At 47.7% G+C, this 20469-nt stretch carries 23 protein-coding genes; 8 read left to right on the top strand and 15 right to left on the bottom strand.

The annotated features are described in order from the left end of the window. Positions 1-24 precede the first annotated feature (24 nt). The gene (locus QMA09_RS01920) at positions 25-558 is read left to right on the top strand and encodes an SCO family protein (RefSeq protein WP_483313538.1); all 534 of its coding nucleotides are present in this window, start codon (positions 25-27) and stop codon (positions 556-558) included. 3 nt (positions 559-561) lie between these two features. After that, entirely contained in the window at positions 562-891 is a 330-nt protein-coding gene (locus QMA09_RS01915) for a hypothetical protein (RefSeq protein WP_290211808.1), read from the top strand. An 88-nt stretch (positions 892-979) separates the two neighbouring features. Here the strand turns inward: QMA09_RS01915 and QMA09_RS01910 are convergent, their stop codons facing one another. Further along, positions 980-2020 (bottom strand): lactonase family protein, encoded by a 1041-nt coding sequence (locus QMA09_RS01910; RefSeq protein WP_290211807.1) that lies wholly within the window; start codon positions 2018-2020, stop codon positions 980-982. 314 nt (positions 2021-2334) lie between these two features. On the opposite strand from QMA09_RS01910, the gene QMA09_RS01905 reads away from it, so the two are divergent. Further along, complete coding sequence (locus tag QMA09_RS01905; RefSeq protein ID WP_135503352.1) at positions 2335-3243, top strand: proline dehydrogenase family protein; 909 nt, start codon at positions 2335-2337, stop codon at positions 3241-3243. 51 nt (positions 3244-3294) lie between these two features. Here the strand turns inward: QMA09_RS01905 and QMA09_RS01900 are convergent, their stop codons facing one another. Both QMA09_RS01900 and QMA09_RS01895 read right to left on the bottom strand, forming a co-directional pair. After that, positions 3295-4233 (bottom strand): ring-cleaving dioxygenase, encoded by a 939-nt coding sequence (locus tag QMA09_RS01900; RefSeq protein ID WP_290211806.1) that lies wholly within the window; start codon positions 4231-4233, stop codon positions 3295-3297. A 120-nt stretch (positions 4234-4353) separates the two neighbouring features. Next, on the bottom strand, positions 4354-4998 hold the full coding sequence (locus QMA09_RS01895; protein ID WP_135503355.1) for a hypothetical protein: 645 nt from the start codon (positions 4996-4998) through the stop codon (positions 4354-4356). Positions 4999-5189: 191 nt separating this feature from the next. On the opposite strand from QMA09_RS01895, the gene QMA09_RS01890 reads away from it, so the two are divergent. Then, positions 5190-6191 (top strand): alpha/beta hydrolase, encoded by a 1002-nt coding sequence (locus QMA09_RS01890; RefSeq protein WP_290211805.1) that lies wholly within the window; start codon positions 5190-5192, stop codon positions 6189-6191. 80 nt (positions 6192-6271) lie between these two features. On the opposite strand, the gene QMA09_RS01885 is transcribed toward QMA09_RS01890, so the two are convergent. Further along, entirely contained in the window at positions 6272-6673 is a 402-nt protein-coding gene (locus QMA09_RS01885; RefSeq protein WP_290211804.1) for an acyl-CoA thioesterase, read from the bottom strand. A gap of 206 nt (positions 6674-6879) precedes the next feature. Here QMA09_RS01885 and QMA09_RS01880 point away from each other — a divergent pair, with 206 nt between their 5' ends. Beyond that, positions 6880-8133, top strand: coding sequence for an MFS transporter (locus tag QMA09_RS01880; RefSeq protein ID WP_290211803.1), 1254 nt, complete (start codon positions 6880-6882; stop codon positions 8131-8133). Positions 8134-8170: 37 nt separating this feature from the next. Here QMA09_RS01880 and QMA09_RS01875 read toward each other — a convergent pair whose 3' ends face one another. The 7 genes from QMA09_RS01875 to QMA09_RS01845 form a co-directional block, all read right to left on the bottom strand. Then, positions 8171-9151, bottom strand: a complete 981-nt coding sequence (locus QMA09_RS01875; protein WP_290211802.1) for a proline dehydrogenase family protein — start codon at positions 9149-9151, stop codon at positions 8171-8173. 303 nt (positions 9152-9454) lie between these two features. Then, positions 9455-10069, bottom strand: a complete 615-nt coding sequence (locus tag QMA09_RS01870) for a PH domain-containing protein (protein ID WP_135503364.1) — start codon at positions 10067-10069, stop codon at positions 9455-9457. Positions 10070-10208: 139 nt separating this feature from the next. Next, on the bottom strand, positions 10209-10706 hold the full coding sequence (locus QMA09_RS01865) for a TspO/MBR family protein (protein WP_290211801.1): 498 nt from the start codon (positions 10704-10706) through the stop codon (positions 10209-10211). Between the two features lie 32 nt (positions 10707-10738). After that, positions 10739-12046: a DUF4139 domain-containing protein gene (locus QMA09_RS01860; protein WP_290211800.1), complete on the bottom strand. Its 1308-nt coding sequence runs from the start codon at positions 12044-12046 to the stop codon at positions 10739-10741. Between the two features lie 151 nt (positions 12047-12197). Next, positions 12198-12425 carry a hypothetical protein gene (locus QMA09_RS01855; RefSeq protein ID WP_290211799.1) on the bottom strand — a complete coding sequence of 76 codons (228 nt, stop codon included), beginning with the start codon at positions 12423-12425 and terminating at the stop codon, positions 12198-12200. Between the two features lie 7 nt (positions 12426-12432). Next, positions 12433-14097 (bottom strand): formate--tetrahydrofolate ligase, encoded by a 1665-nt coding sequence (locus QMA09_RS01850; protein WP_135503369.1) that lies wholly within the window; start codon positions 14095-14097, stop codon positions 12433-12435. 182 nt (positions 14098-14279) lie between these two features. Then, a complete protein-coding gene (locus QMA09_RS01845; RefSeq protein WP_290211798.1) occupies positions 14280-14426 on the bottom strand; it encodes a hypothetical protein in 147 nt (48 codons plus the stop codon). A 163-nt stretch (positions 14427-14589) separates the two neighbouring features. On the opposite strand from QMA09_RS01845, the gene QMA09_RS01840 reads away from it, so the two are divergent. Further along, positions 14590-15189, top strand: a complete 600-nt coding sequence (locus QMA09_RS01840; RefSeq protein ID WP_290211797.1) for a bifunctional transcriptional activator/DNA repair enzyme AdaA — start codon at positions 14590-14592, stop codon at positions 15187-15189. Then, on the top strand, positions 15173-15700 hold the full coding sequence (locus QMA09_RS01835) for a methylated-DNA--[protein]-cysteine S-methyltransferase (protein ID WP_290211796.1): 528 nt from the start codon (positions 15173-15175) through the stop codon (positions 15698-15700). The genes QMA09_RS01840 and QMA09_RS01835 overlap by 17 nt, the downstream gene beginning before the upstream one ends. 26 nt (positions 15701-15726) lie before the next feature. Here QMA09_RS01835 and QMA09_RS01830 read toward each other — a convergent pair whose 3' ends face one another. From QMA09_RS01830 to QMA09_RS01820, 3 genes are all read right to left on the bottom strand, one after another. Beyond that, on the bottom strand, positions 15727-16338 hold the full coding sequence (locus QMA09_RS01830) for a TetR/AcrR family transcriptional regulator (RefSeq protein WP_290211920.1): 612 nt from the start codon (positions 16336-16338) through the stop codon (positions 15727-15729). Between the two features lie 100 nt (positions 16339-16438). Then, on the bottom strand, positions 16439-17029 hold the full coding sequence (locus tag QMA09_RS01825; protein WP_290211795.1) for a DUF4825 domain-containing protein: 591 nt from the start codon (positions 17027-17029) through the stop codon (positions 16439-16441). Positions 17030-17130: 101 nt separating this feature from the next. Beyond that, positions 17131-17526: a hotdog fold thioesterase gene (locus QMA09_RS01820; RefSeq protein WP_135503378.1), complete on the bottom strand. Its 396-nt coding sequence runs from the start codon at positions 17524-17526 to the stop codon at positions 17131-17133. Positions 17527-17925: 399 nt separating this feature from the next. On the opposite strand from QMA09_RS01820, the gene QMA09_RS01815 reads away from it, so the two are divergent. Further along, entirely contained in the window at positions 17926-19182 is a 1257-nt protein-coding gene (locus tag QMA09_RS01815) for a C40 family peptidase (protein ID WP_290211794.1), read from the top strand. 86 nt (positions 19183-19268) lie between these two features. Here the strand turns inward: QMA09_RS01815 and QMA09_RS01810 are convergent, their stop codons facing one another. Further along, complete coding sequence (locus QMA09_RS01810) at positions 19269-20450, bottom strand: acetyl-CoA C-acetyltransferase (protein ID WP_135503382.1); 1182 nt, start codon at positions 20448-20450, stop codon at positions 19269-19271. Between the last annotated feature and the right edge of the window lie 19 nt (positions 20451-20469).

Genomic DNA, 20469 nt, shown 5'->3' with positions numbered 1-20469 from the left:
ATTGCGTTCTTGCTGCTGCCTCTTATGCTTTCCGGTTGCGGCAATGGCATTGAAGACCCACTTGATTGGGAAATAGAAGATTTCACTTATACAAATCAGGAAAACGAAGAATTCGGCCTTGCAGATTTAGAAGGCGAAGTTTGGCTGGCTGATTTCATCTTCACGAATTGCACGACTGTTTGTTTGCCCATGACTTCGAATATGGTGGAGCTGCAAAAGCAATTCAAAGAAGAGGGCCTCGACATTAAGATCGTTTCTTTCAGCGTAGATCCGCTTGTCGATAAACCGGAAGTATTGAAATCCTACGCTGAAAATTATGGTGCCGATTTTGCATCGTGGAATTTGCTGACCGGCTATACTCCACAGTCCATCGACAAATTCGCCATGGAAAATTTTCGCACCATCGCCAGAAAACCGGAAGATTCCGATCAAGTGCTCCACGGCACGGAATTCTATCTCGTGGATAAAAACGGAGTTGTCATGAAAAGCTATAACGGTGTCAATCCTGTTGTTGAAGATATCATCTCTGACGCAAAAATCCTGCTGGCGGAGGAATAGGCCTTGAACAAGAAAACTTTAGGGGTTGCCGCTATTTTCCTGGTATCCGCAGCCTTGATCGCTTTGCTTTTCTTGCCGCGGGAAAATAATCCATCGCCTGATGAGCGTGTGGTATTGGAACACACATACCGCACATACATCGCACCTTCATGCTTTGAAGAATCAAATCCGACTAATTTCATCGAAGACAGTACACTCCAGCAAGCACGTAAACTCGGCTACCCGCCTGATACCGTATGTACTGAAAAGGCGTTTCAAGGCAATCGTGACAGCTTCTTCATCGATTTCCTGAAAGAGCTGGAAATTTTGGAAAATGACACGCCTGATTGGTAAGAACAAAAGCGGACAGCAAAACGGCTGTCCGCTTTTTTCTGCTGTCAGCCACCAGCGAATCCGCTTATTCAAAGGTGCCTGCACTTTTTTAGCGTGTTCCTGCATACTTTACGCAAACCGGCGCTTTCGTCCGTACCGCTTTTCCATCAAATTTCGGCATTCCCGCATTATCAATCTTCAGCACCGTCAGAGACCCGGATTTTTCGTTTGCCGCAATAAGCCATTCAGCTCCAGGTGCCAAGGCGAAATGGCGCGGCCCTTGACCGCCGGTTTCTGCAAACCCCAATGCATTCAATGTTCCCTCGCCTCCGATCGAGAAAGCGGCAATGCTGTCATGCCCACGGTTTGAAGCATACAGGAACTTGCCATTTTCCGAGACCGCCACTTCAGCGCTTGTATTTTGTCCGTGCCAGCCTTCGGGCAAGAGTGACAGGGTCTGCAGCTTATCAATGCCTGCCCCTTCACTTATTCCATAAACAGCCAGCGTCGAGCTCAGTTCTTCCAACACGTAAAAAACCTTCAGAGATGGGTGGAAAGCTACATGGCGAGGCCCTGCACCAGGCGCCGATTCAATCACGCGCTGGTATTCGAGCTTGCCGTTTTGACGGTCCATTTTATAAATGTGAATCTTGTCGATGCCGAGATCGGGCACCAGAAACAGCTGTGTCCCTGGAATCTGGGAAACGGAATGCGGATGGGCTGCATCCTGCCGGTGTTCATCGGGCCCTGTCCCTTCATGTGCGGCTGAATCTGCCAAAGCGCCGATTACTCCATCCTCATCCAGCGGAAAGACATTTACGTTGCCTCCGGAATAATTAACAGACAGCAGCCATTTGCCTGATTCATCAACAACCGCATGCGCCGGATGGGCACCGTTAGACGGCTGCCGGCTGATTTCCGTCAACGTTTCCGCTACTAGTCCGAAGCGCCACGACACAAGTTCCCCATCGTTCGTTTCGCTGCAGGCAATGAATAGCTCTCCCGCCGGGTGGAACGCCAAGTACGAAGGGCGTTCCACTCCCCGTGCCCCTGTCTTTTCCATCAAACTCCCGTCCGCCGGGTTGAACTGCCACAGCTTGATGCCCGGCTCATCGGCCCTGGAATATGAACCTGTCAAAAAATACTGCATCTATCCGCCCCCTCAAACTGTATATCATTTTAGAATATTCCGTCTTTTTCAAGTATACGGGAACTGCCCGCATCTTTCAATTTCATCCAGGCGATTTAAAGTTAGGAAGAAGGGCGCCCATCGACTATAATAAGAAGTGGGATTCTGTAAACGTTTTCCCATTCCGGCAATGCTGTAAAACGATGCTTTGCCTAATCGGCGAAGAACAAAACAGCGGATTACCAAACTCATGTTTTAAATAAGAAATCATGGCGGCAGCTGCGTCTTTTATTTCGGAAGGCTTCAGGCATCCGAAAAGTATAGGAGGAAAAAAAGTGGGGTTAACTAAAGACTTTTTTATTGCTTTGTCAAAGAACCAGGTTCTGAATAGCGGGGCGAAAAAATGGGGGCTCAAATTGGGCGCCAGCAAAGTGGTCGCAGGCACAGACATCGACAGCATGCTGAAATCGGTCAAAGAATTGAATGCCGACGGAATCAGCGCCACAATCGATAATTTGGGCGAGTTCGTATACAGCCGGGAAGAAGCGCTGGAAGCGAAAAAAAATATCCTCGCAACGTTGGAAGCGATACAACAGCACGGCGTTTCCGCCCATATGTCCGTCAAGCTGACGCAAATCGGCTTGGACGTCGACCCTGGATTTTGCTTGGAAAATATGCGTGAAATCGCTGAAGCGGCTGCACGTTACGCCATTTTCATCAATATTGACATGGAAGATTACAGCCATCTCCAGCCGACACTCGATATCCTCCACACACTGGTGAAGGAATTTGATAACGTCGGCACGGTCATCCAAGCTTATCTGTATCGTTCTGAAAAAGATTTAGAGCTTCTGAAAACGGTTCGCTTGCGCTTAGTCAAAGGCGCTTATAAAGAAATCTCAGAAGTGTCCTACCAAAGCGCGCAGGACATTGACAGCAATTATTTGAAACTGATCAAGATCCGCTTGCAGCAGCCAGGCTTCACGTCGATTGCAACCCACGACCACGTGATCATCGATGAAGTAAAACGGTTTGTTAAAGAACACAACATCCCGCTCGACCGTTTCGAGTTCCAGATGCTTTACGGTTTCCGTACGGAACTTCAAAAGCAATTGGCACAGGAAGGCTACACATTCACCGTCTATGTGCCGTTCGGCGAAGATTGGTACGGCTACTATATGCGCCGTCTGGCAGAGCGTCCACAGAACATCAACCTGGCACTGAAAAGTTTTGTCTCCAAATAAAACAAAGAGCGCGCTTCGGAAGTTCGGCTTCCGAAACGCGCTTTTCTATTTTCAATCCACTTCGCGGATTTCCAGCGGAGCCAGATCCTGCTTCAGCCGATTGCGGTATTGTTCGTATTGTTTAGGCAGCATCAGCTCCTGCCCCATTGCTTCCTGCGTTTCATCCACCGCAAAACCTGGTGGGTCAGTGGCGATTTCAAATAACAGGTCGCCGTATTCACGGAAATAGATGGCATTGAAATAATTCCGGTCTTGTACAGGCGTTACACCAAGGCCATACGCTTCAATTTGATGCTTCCAGTCTAATTGGTCTTTGTCATCTTTCGCACGCCAAGCGATGTGATGGACCGTTCCGACGCCAATCTGCCCGATTCCCACAGGCGCCAATTTCACATCGACGGTATTCCCGAGTTCGGCCGGGGAGCGGAAACGCAGCATGCTGCCGTCTTCACCAATTTTTTGAAGGCCCATCACCGTTTGGAGCAGCTCAGCAGTTTTTTCAGCATTGGACGTATATAAAACAGCCCCAGCGAAACCTTTGACCGCTGTTTCCGGCGTCACTTCACCGAATCGCCAATCGTTCGCCTTGCCTTCCGCGCGTTCCACCAGTTCCAACTGCAAACCGTGCGGATCATTGAAAGCCAAATATTGCTCGCCAAAACGCTCAACTTTTTTAACCGCTACGCCGAATTTAGCCAATCTCTTTTCCCAAAATTCCAAAGCATTCGGTGGAACAGCGTAAGTCGTCACGCCGACTTGCCCGTCGCCGATTTTCCCTTTATAGGCATTTCCCCAAGGGAAAAATGTAATGATGGTCCCCGGCTCGCCTGCAGAATTCCCGAAATAAAGATGATACGTTCCCGGGTCATCAAAATTAATGGTCTTCTTAACCAAACGCAGCCCCAACACACCTGCATAGAAATCAGCATTTTCCTGTGCCTCTCCTACAATCGCGGTGATATGGTGTATGCCTTCCGTCTGTTTTGCCATGAACAACCAGCTCCCTTACTTTTGCTATGGATTTATTTTACCATCCAAATATCTCGAATTCAAGACACTTACTGCCCGCCGCATGTGCCGAAGCAGCCAGCAAGGCGGAGGGCCGCTTTCCTACACATTCTTTCCTTCTTTCTTTAACTCTTCTTTCAGCTCTTTGATTTCTTCTTCCTTTTCTTCCTTTTCTTCCACTTCACGTTCTTTAATCTCTTCCACTTTCTCCATTTCCTGCTGGTATTCTTCTTCCACTTCCGTTGTCGACGGCAGGAAAGGCTCATCGTTGTAATCGGTGCGCCTTCCGTAGCGCAGCATTTCGTAGATGATCATGCCATTATTGGGCTTGCCGTTGGCGGTCTTCATCGGCACTGCATCAAATAGCACAAAATAGAAGACATAGAAGACGAACCGGTTCCAAAACGTCGCGTAATCTTGCAGCATGCCATTTGCGAGCATGGCGTTAATGGTAACGGCTACGGCAACATTGACCAGTATCGGGCTGGCGTATAAGGCGACATAGGAAAAGCGGCTTGTCCTTTTCAGCGAATCGTAGGAGTACCAGCTATATAAATGATAGTACTTTCTAATGTCAAATATCCAAAACTTCATAATTCGCGGGCCTGAGCCGATTGTGAGGCGCGGATTCTGTACACCGACAATGGGGCTGATGACCAAATATCCAATTTCTCTTATAAAAACGACTATCGGTAAAATAATGAATGCTGATATGACCAAGGCTATCAAATCGGTTAATCCGAACATTTTTCTCACTTCCTCTTTTTGCGTTCAATTCTTAATACCCGGCATCTGCAGAATCGAATCTTATCCAAATTATCAAATTAATCATCTATATCAGCTAAGTTAGTACAATCGACCCTATCTTTCCTCCTATACTCCTAGATAAGATAGGATAAATATTTAAAAGCAATATCACTTCATAAAGGATGTGGACTATGGCCCGCCTGCATAAAAATTTAAGCCCACATAAACGGATTATCTCTTTCTCTTTTATTGCGTTGATGCTGGCAATGGTCATTTCAGAATTATTCATGACTTCTTTTGACGCATCTGCTTCAAAAAAACCAATCAGCTCTTCTGTCTACACCGCTCCGCCAAATCTTGCAGCTATTGAAGAAAATGTTTTGGCAGCAGAAAACCTGGTTTATAGCGACCTGGAAGATAGTGTCCTGGACATCTATTATCCGAAAACAATTGATAAAGCGCTTCCTGTCATCCTGTGGATTCACGGAGGCGGATATATCGGCGGCACGAAAGACATGCGCAAGAATTACGGCATGGCATTGGCTAATGCTGGCTATGTAGTGGCCAATATCGATTACGCCCTTGCCCCTAAGCAATTGTATCCTGGACCTATCATTCAAGCGAACGAAGCTCTTGAATATCTGCAAGTGAATGCAGCCCAGTATGGCGGCGACATGTCCCGCATTTTTATCGGCGGCGATTCCGCTGGTGCGCAGATTTCCAGCCAACTGGCGGCAACCATAACCAACCCTGCCTTGGCCTCTGCCGTCAGCATAAATCCTGCGATTGACCCCGACGCACTGCGCGGCACCATACTTTTCTGTGGTTTATACAATATGGAAACAGTCAGGGCCACCGCTTACCCGCGCATTGATCTGTTTTTGAATACTTATACGGGAACCGAACGCTTTGAAGACTTCGGCCGCATCAATGAGTTATCGACGGTCGGCCATGTCACCGCCGCTTACCCGCCTGCATTTATCAGCGCTGGTGATGCTGATCTCCTGGCTTCCCAGTCGGTTGAGCTTGCCGATACTTTGAAGGCAAAAGGCATTGCCGTTGATGAGGTATTTTTCGAGGGCAGCGGAAAAGGGCTTGGCCACCAATACCAATTCACATTACACACCGAAGAGGCACAGGCGACTTTCGAGAAGACGCTGGCATTCCTGTCCGCACAGTCTGAGCCTAAGTAAATACCAAAGGAAAAGGAATCCCCGAGAGCGTGTAAACCGGCTTTCAGGGATTCCTTTTTTAGAGATGATCCAAGACTGCATTAATGCTGTTCTTCGTACCAATGGTTTTCCAATTCCTTGCGGATGCTATCAGGAATGCTTTCAGACTGTTGCTCTTCCAAATTATAATTTACATAGACCACTGTATTTTTTGCGCATAATTCGTTCTTTTGATACAGCTCTTCGTAAAGTTCCAGGCTGCTGTTGCCGATGTTTTTAATCCAGGTTCTGATTTCCACATCTTCTCCGAAGTATATTTGCCCAATGAATTCCAAAGTCGTTTTGACAATGACGAGTTTCCATTTGGCAAAATCGTGATCTGGTGTGAACAGGCTGAATAGTGGATTTCTCGCGGCCTCGAACCAGACCGGGAGAGTTGTGTTGTTGATATGGCCCACCGCATCTGTTTCTGAAACCCGCGGCGTCAAAATTGTGCGATACATGAACATCCTCCTTTTAGCTGATTATGCTTCTAGTCTACCATTAGCAGACCCCAATCGCTTTTCGATGGCTGCGTACTTTCTTCAAATTTCAAGTCTGCATTTTTCGCTTTGGCCTGCCTGCATTGAAATCAGGCATTGATTTACAGGATAGAAAGCCATATATTTAGAGAAGCGAAATATTTACGTATCGAAATGGGTGAAACTTAATGATTCTTTGGGCAAACGAATGGAAAATGAAAATCTTGTCCTTCAACCGCAACGTTAAATTGTTCATGCTGGCGAATGTCCTGCTGCAAAGCGGCTTGGGTGTCTTCATGGTCATGTATAACCTCTACATAAAAGAGCTGGGCATGCCCGAAACGGTGAACGGCAACGTCATATCCATGACTGCCGCAGCCGCGGCAATCATGCTGATTCCAGCAGGCTTCCTCAGCGATAAATTCGGCCGCAAATGGATGCTTCTCGGCGGCGGCGCAGCCGGTGCTGCAACATTGTTCTACCGCAGCTTTGCAGTCGATGAAACACAATTGGTGGCTGCTGCTTTCTTCACAGGCTTATTCATGGCATTCGTGCAGGTATCCGGAATTCCATTCCTCGCCGAGCATTCCAAATCCTCCGAGCGCGTCCATCTGTTCAGTGTCTATTTCGCCTTAATGACATTGGCAAATGTAGCAGGCAGCCTGTTGGGCGGTGCAGTATCGGATATTTTCCAATGGCTTTTGGCAATGAATGCGGTGAATGCCATCCGCTGGTCGCTGTTTGCCGGCGCCCTTCTTTACACGGCTGGGCTTATTCCCTTGCTGCGGTTGGACAACAAGCCGCCCCCTCTGAAAGAAAAAGTGAATACGCGCATCGATATTGACATCGACGATGCTGGTTTAAAGAAAAACCTGGCAGCTGTTTTTCACTTCTCATTTGCCAGCCTGCTAATCGGGCTGGGTTCAGGTTTGGTCGTCCCTTATTTGAACCTCTACTTTGCAAACCGTTTCGATGCTTCAAATTCGTATATCGGCCTTATCCTGGCTTTCGGCTCTGCGATGACCGTCGTGGCGATGCTGATTGGTCCTCTGCTGGTTGCGAAAGTGGGGAAAGTGAAAGCGATGCTCCTCTTTCAGCTGCTGTCTATCCCGTTTCTCATTTTAACTGCCTATACAACTTCGCTGCTGCTGGCGTCCCTCGGCTTTCTGCTGCGCCAAGCATTGATGAATGCCGGGAATCCTATCCAAAGCGCCATTGCAATGGAAGTCGTCCATGATAAATACAAAGGGCTCGCCAACTCCGTCAATCAAGTAGTATTCAATATCGGCTGGGCTACAATGGGGCCGATCGCTGCTGGCTTGGTGATCGCATTTGGATCTTATTGGGGATATGCCTACGCATTCACCATCACTTCCGGTCTCTACCTGATTTCCGCCAGCTATTTTTATTTCATTTTCGGCAAACGAAAACTCCAGGAATAACAAAAAAGGATGGCCCGGTTATGGGCCATCCTTTTCGTTATCTTCTTTTTTTGCTTTTCTTCGTCATACGGCCGAGCAGGAATGCTCCCGCAGCAAGTCCGATCGCTTTGTTGGTGCGTTTGTTGAACACTTGTTTGACAACAAGATTCAAGTTTTGCGGGCGCTCTGCCAGGCGGCGCATGAAATAGCCGTACCAGTCGTCGCCGAATGGCACATAAACACAGAAGTGATAGCCTCTATTCGCCAAGTCCAATTGCATGTCTTTACGGAATCCATAAAGCATCTGGAATTCGAATTTATCGCGCGAAATGCTGTTCTTTTCCACGAAGTCGATAACGTGGTTGATGATGTTGTGATCGTGCGTCGCAATAGATGTGAACTTTCCATTGAGCAAATGATATTCGATCAGCTTGATGAAATTCGCGTCGATTTCCTCTGCAGTCTGGTAAGCATATTCAGCCGGCTCTTTGTAAGCGCCTTTAACGATGCGCAGGCGAAGATCCTTATGCTTTTCAATATCGTCCATTGCCCGGTAGAAGTAAGCTTGGATTACTGTTCCGACGTTGTCGTAATCTTTCAGAAGAGTATCCAGCAAATCGTATGAAGGCTGTAAATGGCCATAATCTTCCATGTCCAAATTGATATGCATATCGTATTTGCTTGCCGCATCGACGATTTCACGTAAATTTTCATAGCAGAAATCATAATCGATATCTAAGCCGATTTGGGTAGGTTTTAAGGAAACATGTGCATCTACTCCATTTGAATGGATGCTTTCAATAACTTCTAAAATGCTGTTTTTCGCTTTGAGCGCTTCTTCTTTTTCAAAAACAAATTCGCCTAAGTTATCAACTGTGCAGCTGATGCCTTTTGCATTTAATTCGCGGATGCTTTTGATCGTTTCTTCGATATCCACTCCCGCTACAACAGTTTGCGCACCTAATTTAAGGCCATATTTCTTAGCCGCACTGGTTAGAAATTGGTTTTTTGACAAACCGATAAATACGTCTTTTAACATAATTTTCCCTCCTGATCCAATTCACCCAAAAGCGCTTTCTATCCAGTGGCATCGGGAATGATTTCCACTTTATTTACTGTTCGCTCTAATCAAATTTAATTGTAATCTTTTTTCTTGGAACCTGCATCAAAAAAATACCGTTTATCTCGAAAAGAGCTATAGCATCGCCATAATTTCATCAAATTTTGACAACGTTCCATGGTATCGCACAGTGTATCATGCGGCCGGCCGCCTCGGCTATTCATCGCTTGAACTAAAAAAGAGCCTTGCCGCCCATTATTGGGCGGAAGCCTCTTTAAAAAATTAATTATTGATGTATTTCTCGAACACATCGCCAAAATCTTTGACATGGTATTGATTGCGAACTGATGACATCCACGTGAATCCGAAGTCGGTGAGTTTGGAATACTGCACATCCAAAGCGACATCGTTCGGACGTGAATTCTGCAGTACAACGACAGCTTTGTCCAAGCTTTCATTGGCCATGGAGATCAGTATCTTGTTTTCATACGTGATTTCCGCAATGCGCAGCAACGATTTATACAGGTCCGTCAATTTCTCGATCTGATTTTTTTGAACGTCGATCTTGAATGGAATTTCGCCAAGTTTAAAGCCGATTTCAACATCCAAATCAATTTTCCCTGCCGTTTCCATAAAGACATCCGAAATAAAATGCTGGGAATACGGGTAGCGCCTCAAGGTGCGTTTTGAAGACATCGCGCTTTCGCCGTCAACATGGATCAACGCGAGGTTTGTAAAGCAGTATTCATCCGCTCTGGTTTTAATCAGGAAAAAGATTTTTTCCTGGTCTTCATGCATGACATAATCGTCAGCGTCCGTCTTGTCATAATCCTGCGGGTCGATGATTTTCCCGACATCCGATAATCCTAATGCGTCTGCAGCCATTTTCTTGAACATGTCTCCATTCCCCTTTTCATGAAAATTAATAATCCTTCTGTAAGAAACTGTATACAATTTTCTCCATTTTATCAAATGCTGGCAAGATACGGAATAATAAAAGCCGCCGGAAGCTTCCTGGCAGCCTTTTCCTTATCGATCATTTATTGAGCTTCCAAATCGAAGCGTTCAAGCCCATTGCGAATGTTACCCACGCGATGTAAGGGACCATGAGATTGCCGGCCGTTTGATCGTATCGGTAAAACTCATATGTCGTCCACGTTATTGCTGCCAGCATCAAAACCATTTCCGCAAGCGCGGTGCCGCGCAACCCCCATTTGAAGAACAGGAATGACCACAGGAAGTTCAGGCCCAATTGCAGATTATAAGGAGCCAATACTTTCTGCGTTTCGTTTTTCAATGCGGCTTTTTCCGCCGCCCGGTATTTTGCAACTCCCATAGAAGTGTACAAAGCAGTCCATGCCAACGGAAAAATCCAAGGCGGCGGGGAAAAAGAAGGCTTTTCCAATTCAGCGTACTCTTCTTGGGTATTGCGGTTTGCAAACGCTCCGGCTAATGAGCCGCCGACGACCGGCACCATTATGCTCATTGCCAGTTTTCCAGGGTTGATCTTGCCATTCACTTTCAGGAATTCCATGCTATTTCCTCCTTCAGTTTTCATCTGGCTCTTTACAGGGTCCCGGGATTTTCTTCGCCGCCTTTGTCCACGACATAGGTGAACTCCACTGCTACCGACTTTTCTGCGCCCACCCACACGCGGAATTCAACGATTCGCGAACTTTTCACCTCGTAATCGTGCGATGAAGATTCCATTTTCCACAAAGGTTCAAAAATTTCATGGTCGATATCGATCTTCACGCCTTCTTGTTTTTTGTTCTTCACTTCGTAGATGCACGTCACAACTTCCAACTTGCCGCGGCGCTCGCGCAGCGCTTCTCGGCTTTCCGACAAAATATCGGCTGCTTGCCCGATTTTCAGCGATACGGTTTCTCCATTCGGCGTGTGCTCCAAAAAATCTTCTCCCGCAAATTCCAGTTCTCCGTCCACGTCCTGCTCAAAAACTTTCATGAGCCCCTTCGGCAGCGGAATGCCCAATCCGTTGGCGCTGCTGTTCTTAAACTGCAGCTTCACGGCCGCCTGTCTGCTATTCCGTTCAACCACATACGCTTTTTTGTAACTCGCACCTTCCATCCGCATGAAATTGATCTGTTTTAATTGGCCATTCAGCAGCGTGACCGGCCGTTCCAGTGTATAGGCATGGTAGTCAGCAAAGCCATGTTCTTCTATTGGCAGGTCAGCGCCCATATTCTTTTGCTGCATGAAACCCGATGCACGGAACAGATGGGGCGTTTCATAACGGTTCACTTCACCGGAAATGAATTTGAGCGCCGCGTCCGGAAAGCTGGTCCCGGTTTCATTGCGCAGCTTGATCCAACCCGAGAGGCTGACCGTTTTGCCGGCGATTTCAGCAACATAAGATGCCTCCCACTCAATGCCTTTCGTCATATAAGAGACTTGGACTTCTTGCTGCAAAGGCATCGGAGCGATCTGGAAAATCAACGAAGGCCTCAGGAAAAGCCCATCCGGCAATGCCGGCAAGACTAAGCCGCCTGGCGGATTGATGAGAATCTCGCCATTATAGGTGCGTTCACCAACGATGCCGTCCGACGTACTCAACAGGCGCATCGCCATTTCTTCTCCCGCTTCCTGGTTGCGGACCGTCACGACCTGCCCAATGTACTTTCCAAGCAGCTTTTGCCCATCAGCCAAGTCATAATCATAATTTTGCTCAAGCACTTGAAGGCCCCGGACCATGACCGAATCCGCCTCGATATGCTCCGCGATATCCATGAACTGGATTTCTGATACCGGTCCGGATGATTCCAGCAGCCGCACTTCTTTCACCAGCCCGAAACCGCCATTGTATACCGTTAGGCGAAGTGATTTTCGTTCTTCTTGCGTTGACTGTATTTTCATAAAAACACATCCTCTCAGCAATTTAAGTCCTTTGAAACCGCACTTCCTATTTTCCATATAGTAGCATATATCCGGATTTTCTATCACATTATTCTGAATGCGGTTTACAGTTTTCTCCTGGAGCGAATAAAGAGCGTACAAAAAGAACGCTTCAGCGATTGAAGCGGTCTTTTAAATAGGTGATGGTGTATTGCCGGCAGCCGTCCGATAATGGGGAGCGTTCGGGATGGACGAGTTCGCCGTACAGCAGATCGCCCAAAAACCGCACCTCTTCACGAAATTCGCGCCCGGTTTCGGCGTCATACACCGATAATTGAATGTAAAGCGAGGATCCGCGGGCGACAAAGTCAATCAATGAAACCATATGTTCGTTGGTCATGCTTCTATTAAAACAGCCCGACTGCTTTGCCGTCTGAATCGACATCCATATTCAAGGCGGCCGGCAGTTTCGGCAAGCCCGGCATCGTCATGATATCGCCCGTCAGGCAAACGAGGAATCCAGCGCCCAGTTTCGGGATGATTTCCCGGATCGTGATGGTGAACCCTTCCGGGCGGCCCAAAAGCTTCGGCTGGTCAGACAGCGAATACTGCGTTTTCGCCATGCAGATCGGCAGCTCGTCCCACCCGTATTTCTTCAGTTCCAGCAATTGTTTTTGTGCTTTATCCGATAATTGGACATCTGTGCCGCCGTAGACTTTCTGGACAATGGCACGCAGCTTTTCTTCCACTTCATCGCTTTCGTTGTAAAGGAATTTAAAGTCCGTTGGGCGCTCCAGCTCTTGTTTCACCAATTTCGCCAGTTCAATTCCGCCTTTTCCGCCTTCGGCCCAGACATTGGTCATGGCAATCGCGACGTTCTGGGCTTCTGCCCATCCCGTAATCTCTGCCAATTCCTCTTCTGAATCGCCGACGAAGCGATTTAACGCCACCACCGGTTCGATGCCGAACTGCCGGATGGTATCAATGTGCTTGGCCAAATTGACCATGCCACGTCGCACCGCGTCCGGATTCGGTTTCGCCAAGTCGCCTTTTGCAATGCCGCCATGCATTTTCAACGCACGCACAGTGGCTACGATGACCACGGCATCCGGATGGAAACCGCCTTTTCTGGATTTGATGTGCATGAACTTCTCTGCACCCAAATCTGCTCCGAAACCAGCTTCCGTGACCACGATATCCGCCAATTGGCGTGCCGTGTTCGTGGCCATCAAGGAATTGCAGCCGTGGGCAATGTTCGCGAACGGCCCGCCGTGGATCAATGCCGGCGTACCTTCGATCGTCTGCACCAAGTTCGGCTTAAAGGCGTCCTTCAGCAACAATGCCAATGCGCCTTCCACTTGAAGATCGCGCACTGTCACCGGCTCCCGCCCATACGTATAGCCAATGACCATCTGCGCGAGCCGCTCTTTCAAGTCGTCCATTGAAGTGGCCAGGCACAGCACAGCCATAATCTCAGAAGCCACGGTGATGTCAAAGCCGTCTTCACGCGGTACGCCTTGAGCCGGCCCACCGAGACCGATTGTCACATGGCGCAGCGCCCGGTCATTCATGTCAAGCGCACGTTTCCACGTAATGCGCCTCGGGTCGATGGACAATTCGTTCCCTTGGTGCAAATGGTTGTCGATAAATGCCGCCAATGCATTATTGGCTGACGTAATGGCGTGGATGTCTCCTGTAAAATGAAGATTGATGTCTTCCATCGGCAGTACCTGTGCAAAACCTCCGCCAGTAGCACCGCCTTTGACGCCCATAACCGGCCCTAGCGATGGTTCGCGCAGCGCCACGACAACCGATTCTTCCAGCTGTTTGAACGCATCTGCCAAACCTACCGTCACAGTCGATTTCCCTTCACCTGCAGGGGTTGGGCTGATCGCCGTCACAAGAACGACCTTCCCAAGAGCTCCCGCCGGAGGCAATGAATTGACATTAATCTTCGCTTTAAAGTTCCCGTAAAGTTCCAGAGCATCCTTTGAAATCCCTGCACGTTCTGCAATCTCCTGAATCGGCAGCATTTTAGCGCCAGCAGCTATCGACAAATCCGTAAATGGCATCCATGTCCCAACTTTCAATTTTTCTTTTTAGTATAACCTGACAACCTGAAAAATAAAATCAACTGCCCAGCAAAAGCGAATGCCTCGCGCAGTTCTGCCAATAAATCCTGCTTTCGTACTATTTTCGGAAGCAAAAATCCCGCACACCGGAATCGGCATGCGGGATTGCATCGTCTAAGGAATTATTTTTGATCTTTTTCGTCTGTTTCGGCTTCTTGCTTTTTACCTTGAGAGAAACGAACTTCTTCCATCGACTCCTGGGCTTGTTCTCTGAATTCATGTTCGAGCACATTGTCTTTCAATTCATCTTTGTTTTTGTCTCTAGCCATGTAATCCCTCCTCTTTGGTGTTAGTCTTTTTATTCCCTAATCACTGCTGATAAAACTGGAAAATCTTTTTTAATTTTATCGGATTTCGCAATCTTGCTTTTTCATCCAACAAATCGCATGGCGCCAACGAATAGGTATATACTGAAGAAGAGGTGAAGACATCATGGCCAAACAGAAATCGACTCTGGTCCCAGACACTTTCTGGAATGCGATTGTGGACAATGATGCTTGTTTTGACGACCAATTTTTCTACGGCGTCCAAACTACGGGCATCTTTTGCCGCCCTTCATGCAAATCACGCCTCCCTAAAAGAGAAAATGTCCGTATTTTTAAAAATGCTTATGTTGCGCTCGATGAAAATTTCCGTCCCTGCAAACGCTGCCGTCCGGATGGATTGAATCTTCCTGCTGAAGAATGGATCAATCAAGTAGCCGGGTGGATTGACGCCCATTTCACCGAGACGGTCGCTTTGGAAACTTTAGCGGAAACGTTCCACGGCAGCCCGTATCATTTGCAGCGGCTGTTTACACAGTTCAAGGGCCAATCGCCTTTGGCTTACGCCCAGCAGAAACGGCTTGAGAAAGCACTTCAGCTTTTGCAGGCCAGCGATTTGCCGATTGCAGAAATCGCTGGCTCTGCTGGATTCGGCAGCACCGCTTACTTCATTACCTTTTTCAAGAACAGTACGGGGCTGACACCTGCCCGGTACCGAAAATCATTTCACTTAACAGGAAGGGGTATGCCCAATGGACACGCTGATTGAATGGTCAGTGCTTGAAAACCGCCACTGGACACTTTATATCGCCAAAACTCTCGACGGGCTTTGCTACGTCGGGTCGCCAGGTGAATCTTTTGAACATTTCAGCGCCTATTTAAAAAAACGCTTCCCCGGCAGCCGCTTAGAAGAGAACAGACAAGCATTGGAACCCTACCGCAAGCAATTGCTCGACTGCCTAAGCGGCGCCGAATCTTCCTTCACCTTGCCAATTGATGCCAAAGGCACACCTTTTCAGCGCGACGTCTGGCAGGCATTGCAGCAAATCCCGTTCGGACGGACCGTTCCATATTCCGAAATCGCCGCGCTCGTGGGCAGACCAACTGCCATACGGGCTGTCGGTACAGCAATCGGCGCGAATCCTGTGCTCATTGCCGTACCATGCCACCGGGTCATCGGCAAAAACGGCGCCATTTCAGGATACCGCGGAGGTTTAGAACTAAAACGATTTTTGCTTGAACTTGAAGCCGGAAAAAACCCCTCAAATCCTTTGATTTGAGGGGTTTCCATTGGAGGCAAACCAGATCATTTCTTCTCAGCGAGCATGCCATTCAAGATAAAGTCGGTATGCATACATGCAAGCTCTGCAACCGATAGCGTACCTGAAGGATTGAACCATTGATAGCTCCAATTGGTGACACCGAGTATTGCGAAAGTCGCGATTCTTGGCTCCAGCCCTGCGCGGAATTCACTGCTTTGAACCCCGTCTTTGACTACCGTCTCGATCTTGTCGCGGAACTCGGCGCGTTTGTGCCTGATTACAGCTGCATTCTCTGGAGTCAAATGCCGGATTTCACGGTAATAGACTTTCCCTATTTCACCTTGCTCCTCGATATCCCGGATAAGCAATTCCACAATCTTCACCAATTTGTCTTTCGCATTTTGCCCGCTTTCCACAATCTTCACCAATTTGTCTTTCGCATTTTGCCCGCTTTCCAGAATCTGATTCTGCCTTGTCAGCAAATCGTCGATATAAGATGCCTGGATATGCATCAACAGTTCTTCTTTGCTTTTAAAATGATAATAGAATGACCCCTTTGTCACTCCGACCCTATCTACAATGTCCTGGATAGACGTTGCACTGAACCCTTTTTCCACAAAGAGGCCGATACTTGCCTGAATCAGTTCCGCTTTCATCACACCACGCCGCCTTTCTCCGAATCCTGCCGAATTTCATCCCATTACCTATCGTGGTACCCTATTAGGCAATAAAAAAACCGCCTGCAATCAGGCGATTTCAGTTTGAAATATAAATGACTGGATGCTTAGCGAAAAATTTTTTGCGCACTGCGGCGGACTCGACCCATTCTTCAATTTCTCTGCGATTATCATCTATGAAAACTTCCACCGCTTCCTGATCCCAGGCCTCGTCGCCTGATGGGAAATCCACAAACTCTTCGGACAGGATCTCTATCATTTCTTCTCTTTCGATGGCGAAAGAAAAATCGTCGATCCGGAATGCGTATGAACTGGAATTTGGCACAAGAAGCGCCAGGTAGACTGCATTGTACAAAAAGTTTTTCTCCATGGCCTTATTGTCATCAAACCAATACGCCAAGATGTCACCTTGCGACAGCGAACCTTTTTTAGTGCCATATGTAATCCGGACCTTCTCACCTTGCAAATTCAATTCCTTTAGCGTTTCAGCACCCGGCAATTCCTGAACAATGCCCAAGACCCTTGAGTTATCCCCTACATAAGTTGCGCTTAATTCCGCCAACTCATTCTCATTCACCGTTTCAATTGTGGTAATTTCAGTTCCAGCTTCAGCTGAACACGCTGTCAGCATGAATAACGCAAGTATCGCTGCCCCTTTCGCCCATTGCATTTCCCGTCCCCCCCTGTCGCCCACTCGCTTACTTTAACTATACGTGCGACTTCCAGAAAAGTTCCAAAAAAACTCAGCGAATTCGGCAAAATGAAAATTCCTTAACGATTTTTTTGCATAATAGCAACTGTGCAACGGGAAACGCAAATCAATTTTTCTTCTTCGTCTACGATTTTAATGTCCCATACCATTGTACTCCGCCCTTTATGGAGCGGGGTCCCTATTGCTGTTACGATTCCAGAAGCTTTCCCCCGAATGTGGTTGGCGTTTATTTCCAGCCCTACAGCAATTTCACTTTCTTGATCGATTAAATTCCACGTACCGACACTTGCTACTGATTCCGCCAGTACGACAGATGCGCCGCCATGAAGCAGGCCGAATGGTTGATGCGTTGACGCATTTACCGGCATTGTGGCAATGACGCGTTCTGCAGAAGTCTCTGTGAATTCTATTCCCAGTGTGCCGATGATCGTCTGTTCATAAGGTTTCAATTCCATCCTTAACACCCTTCCTTTTTTTGGTTATTTTTAAAATACCATACCGTTGATCCTTTTTGCAGAAATGATTACGGCCAATTAAAAATTCATTTTTTAATAATATGATAAAAATAAGAACTTTTTAATCATTTTTTATTGCATTATGTATATTTAATCAGTCCACCTAGATGACCATTTTGAAGACTTCTGATTTATTTTCTACTATATTTAAAAATTAAACTCAAAGACATCTAAATTTGTATTTTTTTTACTCTAAACCCCTATTATCTATTTGTAACACAATTGTAATATTAAATCATATTGCCTATTCTTTCTTATAAATATACAATTAACTAAACTATCAGACACTCGTATATTTTACTATTTTCTGAAACTAAGATGATGGAATGGGGAGAATTAATGAAGAAAATCGCTTTTTCAGTGCTTGCTACAGGTTCTTTAGCCTTATTTTTAGGTGTTACAGATGCAGATGCCAGCTCTTACACAATTAAACCTGGAGACAGCCTTTGGAAAATCGCATCTTCCAACAAGGTATCCGTAGCGGATTTGAAAAAATGGAACGGCTTAAGTTCTGATGCCATCTACGCTAATCAAGTGTTGAAATTAGCGCCTGCAACAACGGCCACTGTTTCAAAAAGCCCGGCCACAGCCCAGAAGCCCCAAACAGCATCGAGTTCCGAATACATAGTGAAATCCGGGGACACACTTTCCCGAATCGCAACTCTACATAAAACGAAAGTCAGCGACATCCAGAAATTAAATGGCCTTACTACACATTTGATTTTCCCGGGACAAAAACTGAAAGTAGCTGGCGCAGCTGCAACGTCTGCTAAACCTGCAGCTCCGGCTCCTGCAATTGCACCAGCTCCGGTTGCTTCTTCATCAACTTATAAAGTTGTTAAAGGCGATACGTTGTCAGGCATTGCAAGCCGCCATAAAGTTTCAGTCGCACAGCTGAAGAGCTGGAACAGCCTTTCTTCAAACACAATCCGGATCGGCCAAGTGCTGAAACTCCAAACGGCTGCTGCTGCAGTCAAGCCGGCACCATCTGCACCTGCAGTTTCTGCACCAGCACCGGCTCCAGTAGCTTCTGCCGGAACATACACGGTCGTCAAAGGCGACACATTGACAGGCATTGCGATTCGTCACGGCATTTCTGTAACACAGATCATGAACTGGAACAGCTTGACGTCGAGCGCCATCCGTGTCGGCCAAAAGTTGAAAGTCCAAAATACAGTAGTCGCTACCCAGCCAACACCAAAGCCGGTTTCAAACCCGGCTCCGGCTCCTTCAGGCACTGTCGGCAACCTGATTTCAATCGCCACTTCCCACTTAGGCACGCCTTATGTATGGGGCGGCGCCGCAGTCGGCGGTTTTGATTGCAGCGGCTATATCTATTACGTATTCAACCAAGCGGGCATTAAAATTCCGCGCACCAACACCACTGGCTACGATGCACGGTCATATGACGTCAGCAACCCACAAGTCGGAGACTTGGTATTCTTTGCAAATACGTATAAGCCGGGAATTTCGCATATGGGGATTTACCTTGGCAATAACAGCTTTATCCACGCTGGCGGGGACCGCGTCCAAATCACCAGCTTGAGCGATTCCTATTGGGGCAAAAAGTTCGACGGCTTCAAACGTTTCTATTAAACTGCATTAAAAATCCGGTATTGCTTCGCTGAAGCAATACCGGATTTTTTCGGTTTATCGAGAAGGCATTCCCGCTATAATGCAGATCAGGTACTTTCAATCACGACAGCAATGCCTTGCCCTCCGCCTATGCACAAGCTCGCTACCGCGTATTTCGCTCCGCGGCGCTTGAGCTCGTAGGCAGCCGACAGCAGGATGCGGGTACCGCTTGTGCCCACCGGATGCCCCAGTGCCACCGCGCCTCCGTTGACATTGACTTTATCACGGGAAAGTCCAAGCTCTTTTTCGACCGCCAAATATTGGGCGGCAAAGGCTTCGTTGATTTCGAACAAATCGATGTCCTCAAGAGACAAGGCGGCACGTTCAAGCGCTTGCTTGATGGCTGGAACCGGACCGATGCCCATGATCGTCGGATCGACTCCCGCTACCCCCCACGAAACGATGCGCGCAATCGGCTCCAAACCGTGGCGGTCGACAGCTGCTTGTCCGGCAATAACGACTGAAGCTGCTCCATCGTTGATGCCTGAGGCATTGCCGGCTGTCACGGTGCCGTCTTTTTTAAATGCCGGACGCAGCTTCCCAAGCACCTCTGTGCTCGCTTCCGGCTTGATGTGTTCATCTTTATCAACCACAACAGTTCCTTTGCGGGTCTTCACTTCGACTCCGACGATTTCTTTTGCAAATACACCATTCTCCGTTGCACGTGCAGCCCGCTGGTGTGATTCAACGGCGAAAGCATCTTGTTCTTCGCGGGAAATCGAGTATTGCTCTGCCAATTTTTCGGCCGTCATTCCCATGCCTGCGCCGGTATATTGGTCTGTCAGCGTGGCGGTCAGCATATCTTCGAATTGCATATTGCCCATTTTCGGACCATTAAATCGCTGGTTGAAGTTCGCATAAGGCGACATCGACATATTTTCTGCGCCTCCGGCCAGGACCATATCAGCCTCGCCGAGCAGAATATTTTGAGCCGCTGTTACGACAGCTTGTGCACCTGAACCGCATAGGCGGTTGAGCGTCAATGCCGGAACTTCTTTCGGAACCCCTGCTTTTAAGCCGATATGGCGCGCCAAGTAAGCGGCGTTGACGCTTGAATGGATGACATTGCCATATACGACGTGGTCGATATCTTCCGCTCTTACATTCGAGCGCTTCAACGCTTCCACTGCTGTCGCGGTTCCCAGTTCCGTGGCGCCGACATTGGCGAATGATCCGCCAAACCCTCCGAATGCTGTTCGCGCCCCATTTACCAAATATACATTTTCCATTTTTTCATTTCCCCTTCCG

The organism is Planococcus sp. APC 3906, assembly GCF_030407685.1.
Taxonomy (GTDB): Bacteria; Bacillota; Bacilli; order Bacillales_A; family Planococcaceae; genus Planococcus; species Planococcus koreensis.
This window is presented reverse-complemented; position numbering and strand designations above follow the sequence as displayed.

What these genes read in the sequence shown, in the direction of transcription:
- QMA09_RS01900 (WP_290211806.1), bottom strand. Translation starts at nt 4,233, where the DNA reads ATGGCAAAACAGACGGAAGGCATACACCATATCACCGCGATTGTAGGA.
- QMA09_RS01890 (WP_290211805.1), top strand. Translation starts at nt 5,190, where the DNA reads ATGGCCCGCCTGCATAAAAATTTAAGCCCACATAAACGGATTATCTCT.
- QMA09_RS01820 (WP_135503378.1), bottom strand. Translation starts at nt 17,526, where the DNA reads ATGGAATTGAAACCTTATGAACAGACGATCATCGGCACACTGGGAATA.
- QMA09_RS01850 (WP_135503369.1), bottom strand. Translation starts at nt 14,097, where the DNA reads ATGCCATTTACGGATTTGTCGATAGCTGCTGGCGCTAAAATGCTGCCG.
- QMA09_RS01830 (WP_290211920.1), bottom strand. Translation starts at nt 16,338, where the DNA reads ATGAAAGCGGAACTGATTCAGGCAAGTATCGGCCTCTTTGTGGAAAAA.
- QMA09_RS01870 (WP_135503364.1), bottom strand. Translation starts at nt 10,069, where the DNA reads ATGTTCAAGAAAATGGCTGCAGACGCATTAGGATTATCGGATGTCGGG.
- QMA09_RS01885 (WP_290211804.1), bottom strand. Translation starts at nt 6,673, where the DNA reads ATGTATCGCACAATTTTGACGCCGCGGGTTTCAGAAACAGATGCGGTG.
- QMA09_RS01815 (WP_290211794.1), top strand. Translation starts at nt 17,926, where the DNA reads ATGAAGAAAATCGCTTTTTCAGTGCTTGCTACAGGTTCTTTAGCCTTA.
- QMA09_RS01920 (WP_483313538.1), top strand. Translation starts at nt 25, where the DNA reads ATGCTTTCCGGTTGCGGCAATGGCATTGAAGACCCACTTGATTGGGAA.
- QMA09_RS01810 (WP_135503382.1), bottom strand. Translation starts at nt 20,450, where the DNA reads ATGGAAAATGTATATTTGGTAAATGGGGCGCGAACAGCATTCGGAGGG.
- QMA09_RS01880 (WP_290211803.1), top strand. Translation starts at nt 6,880, where the DNA reads ATGATTCTTTGGGCAAACGAATGGAAAATGAAAATCTTGTCCTTCAAC.
- QMA09_RS01895 (WP_135503355.1), bottom strand. Translation starts at nt 4,998, where the DNA reads ATGTTCGGATTAACCGATTTGATAGCCTTGGTCATATCAGCATTCATT.
- QMA09_RS01825 (WP_290211795.1), bottom strand. Translation starts at nt 17,029, where the DNA reads ATGCAATGGGCGAAAGGGGCAGCGATACTTGCGTTATTCATGCTGACA.
- QMA09_RS01910 (WP_290211807.1), bottom strand. Translation starts at nt 2,020, where the DNA reads ATGCAGTATTTTTTGACAGGTTCATATTCCAGGGCCGATGAGCCGGGC.
- QMA09_RS01860 (WP_290211800.1), bottom strand. Translation starts at nt 12,046, where the DNA reads ATGAAAATACAGTCAACGCAAGAAGAACGAAAATCACTTCGCCTAACG.
- QMA09_RS01845 (WP_290211798.1), bottom strand. Translation starts at nt 14,426, where the DNA reads ATGGCTAGAGACAAAAACAAAGATGAATTGAAAGACAATGTGCTCGAA.
- QMA09_RS01865 (WP_290211801.1), bottom strand. Translation starts at nt 10,706, where the DNA reads ATGGAATTCCTGAAAGTGAATGGCAAGATCAACCCTGGAAAACTGGCA.
- QMA09_RS01875 (WP_290211802.1), bottom strand. Translation starts at nt 9,151, where the DNA reads ATGTTAAAAGACGTATTTATCGGTTTGTCAAAAAACCAATTTCTAACC.
- QMA09_RS01855 (WP_290211799.1), bottom strand. Translation starts at nt 12,425, where the DNA reads ATGACCAACGAACATATGGTTTCATTGATTGACTTTGTCGCCCGCGGA.
- QMA09_RS01840 (WP_290211797.1), top strand. Translation starts at nt 14,590, where the DNA reads ATGGCCAAACAGAAATCGACTCTGGTCCCAGACACTTTCTGGAATGCG.
- QMA09_RS01835 (WP_290211796.1), top strand. Translation starts at nt 15,173, where the DNA reads ATGGACACGCTGATTGAATGGTCAGTGCTTGAAAACCGCCACTGGACA.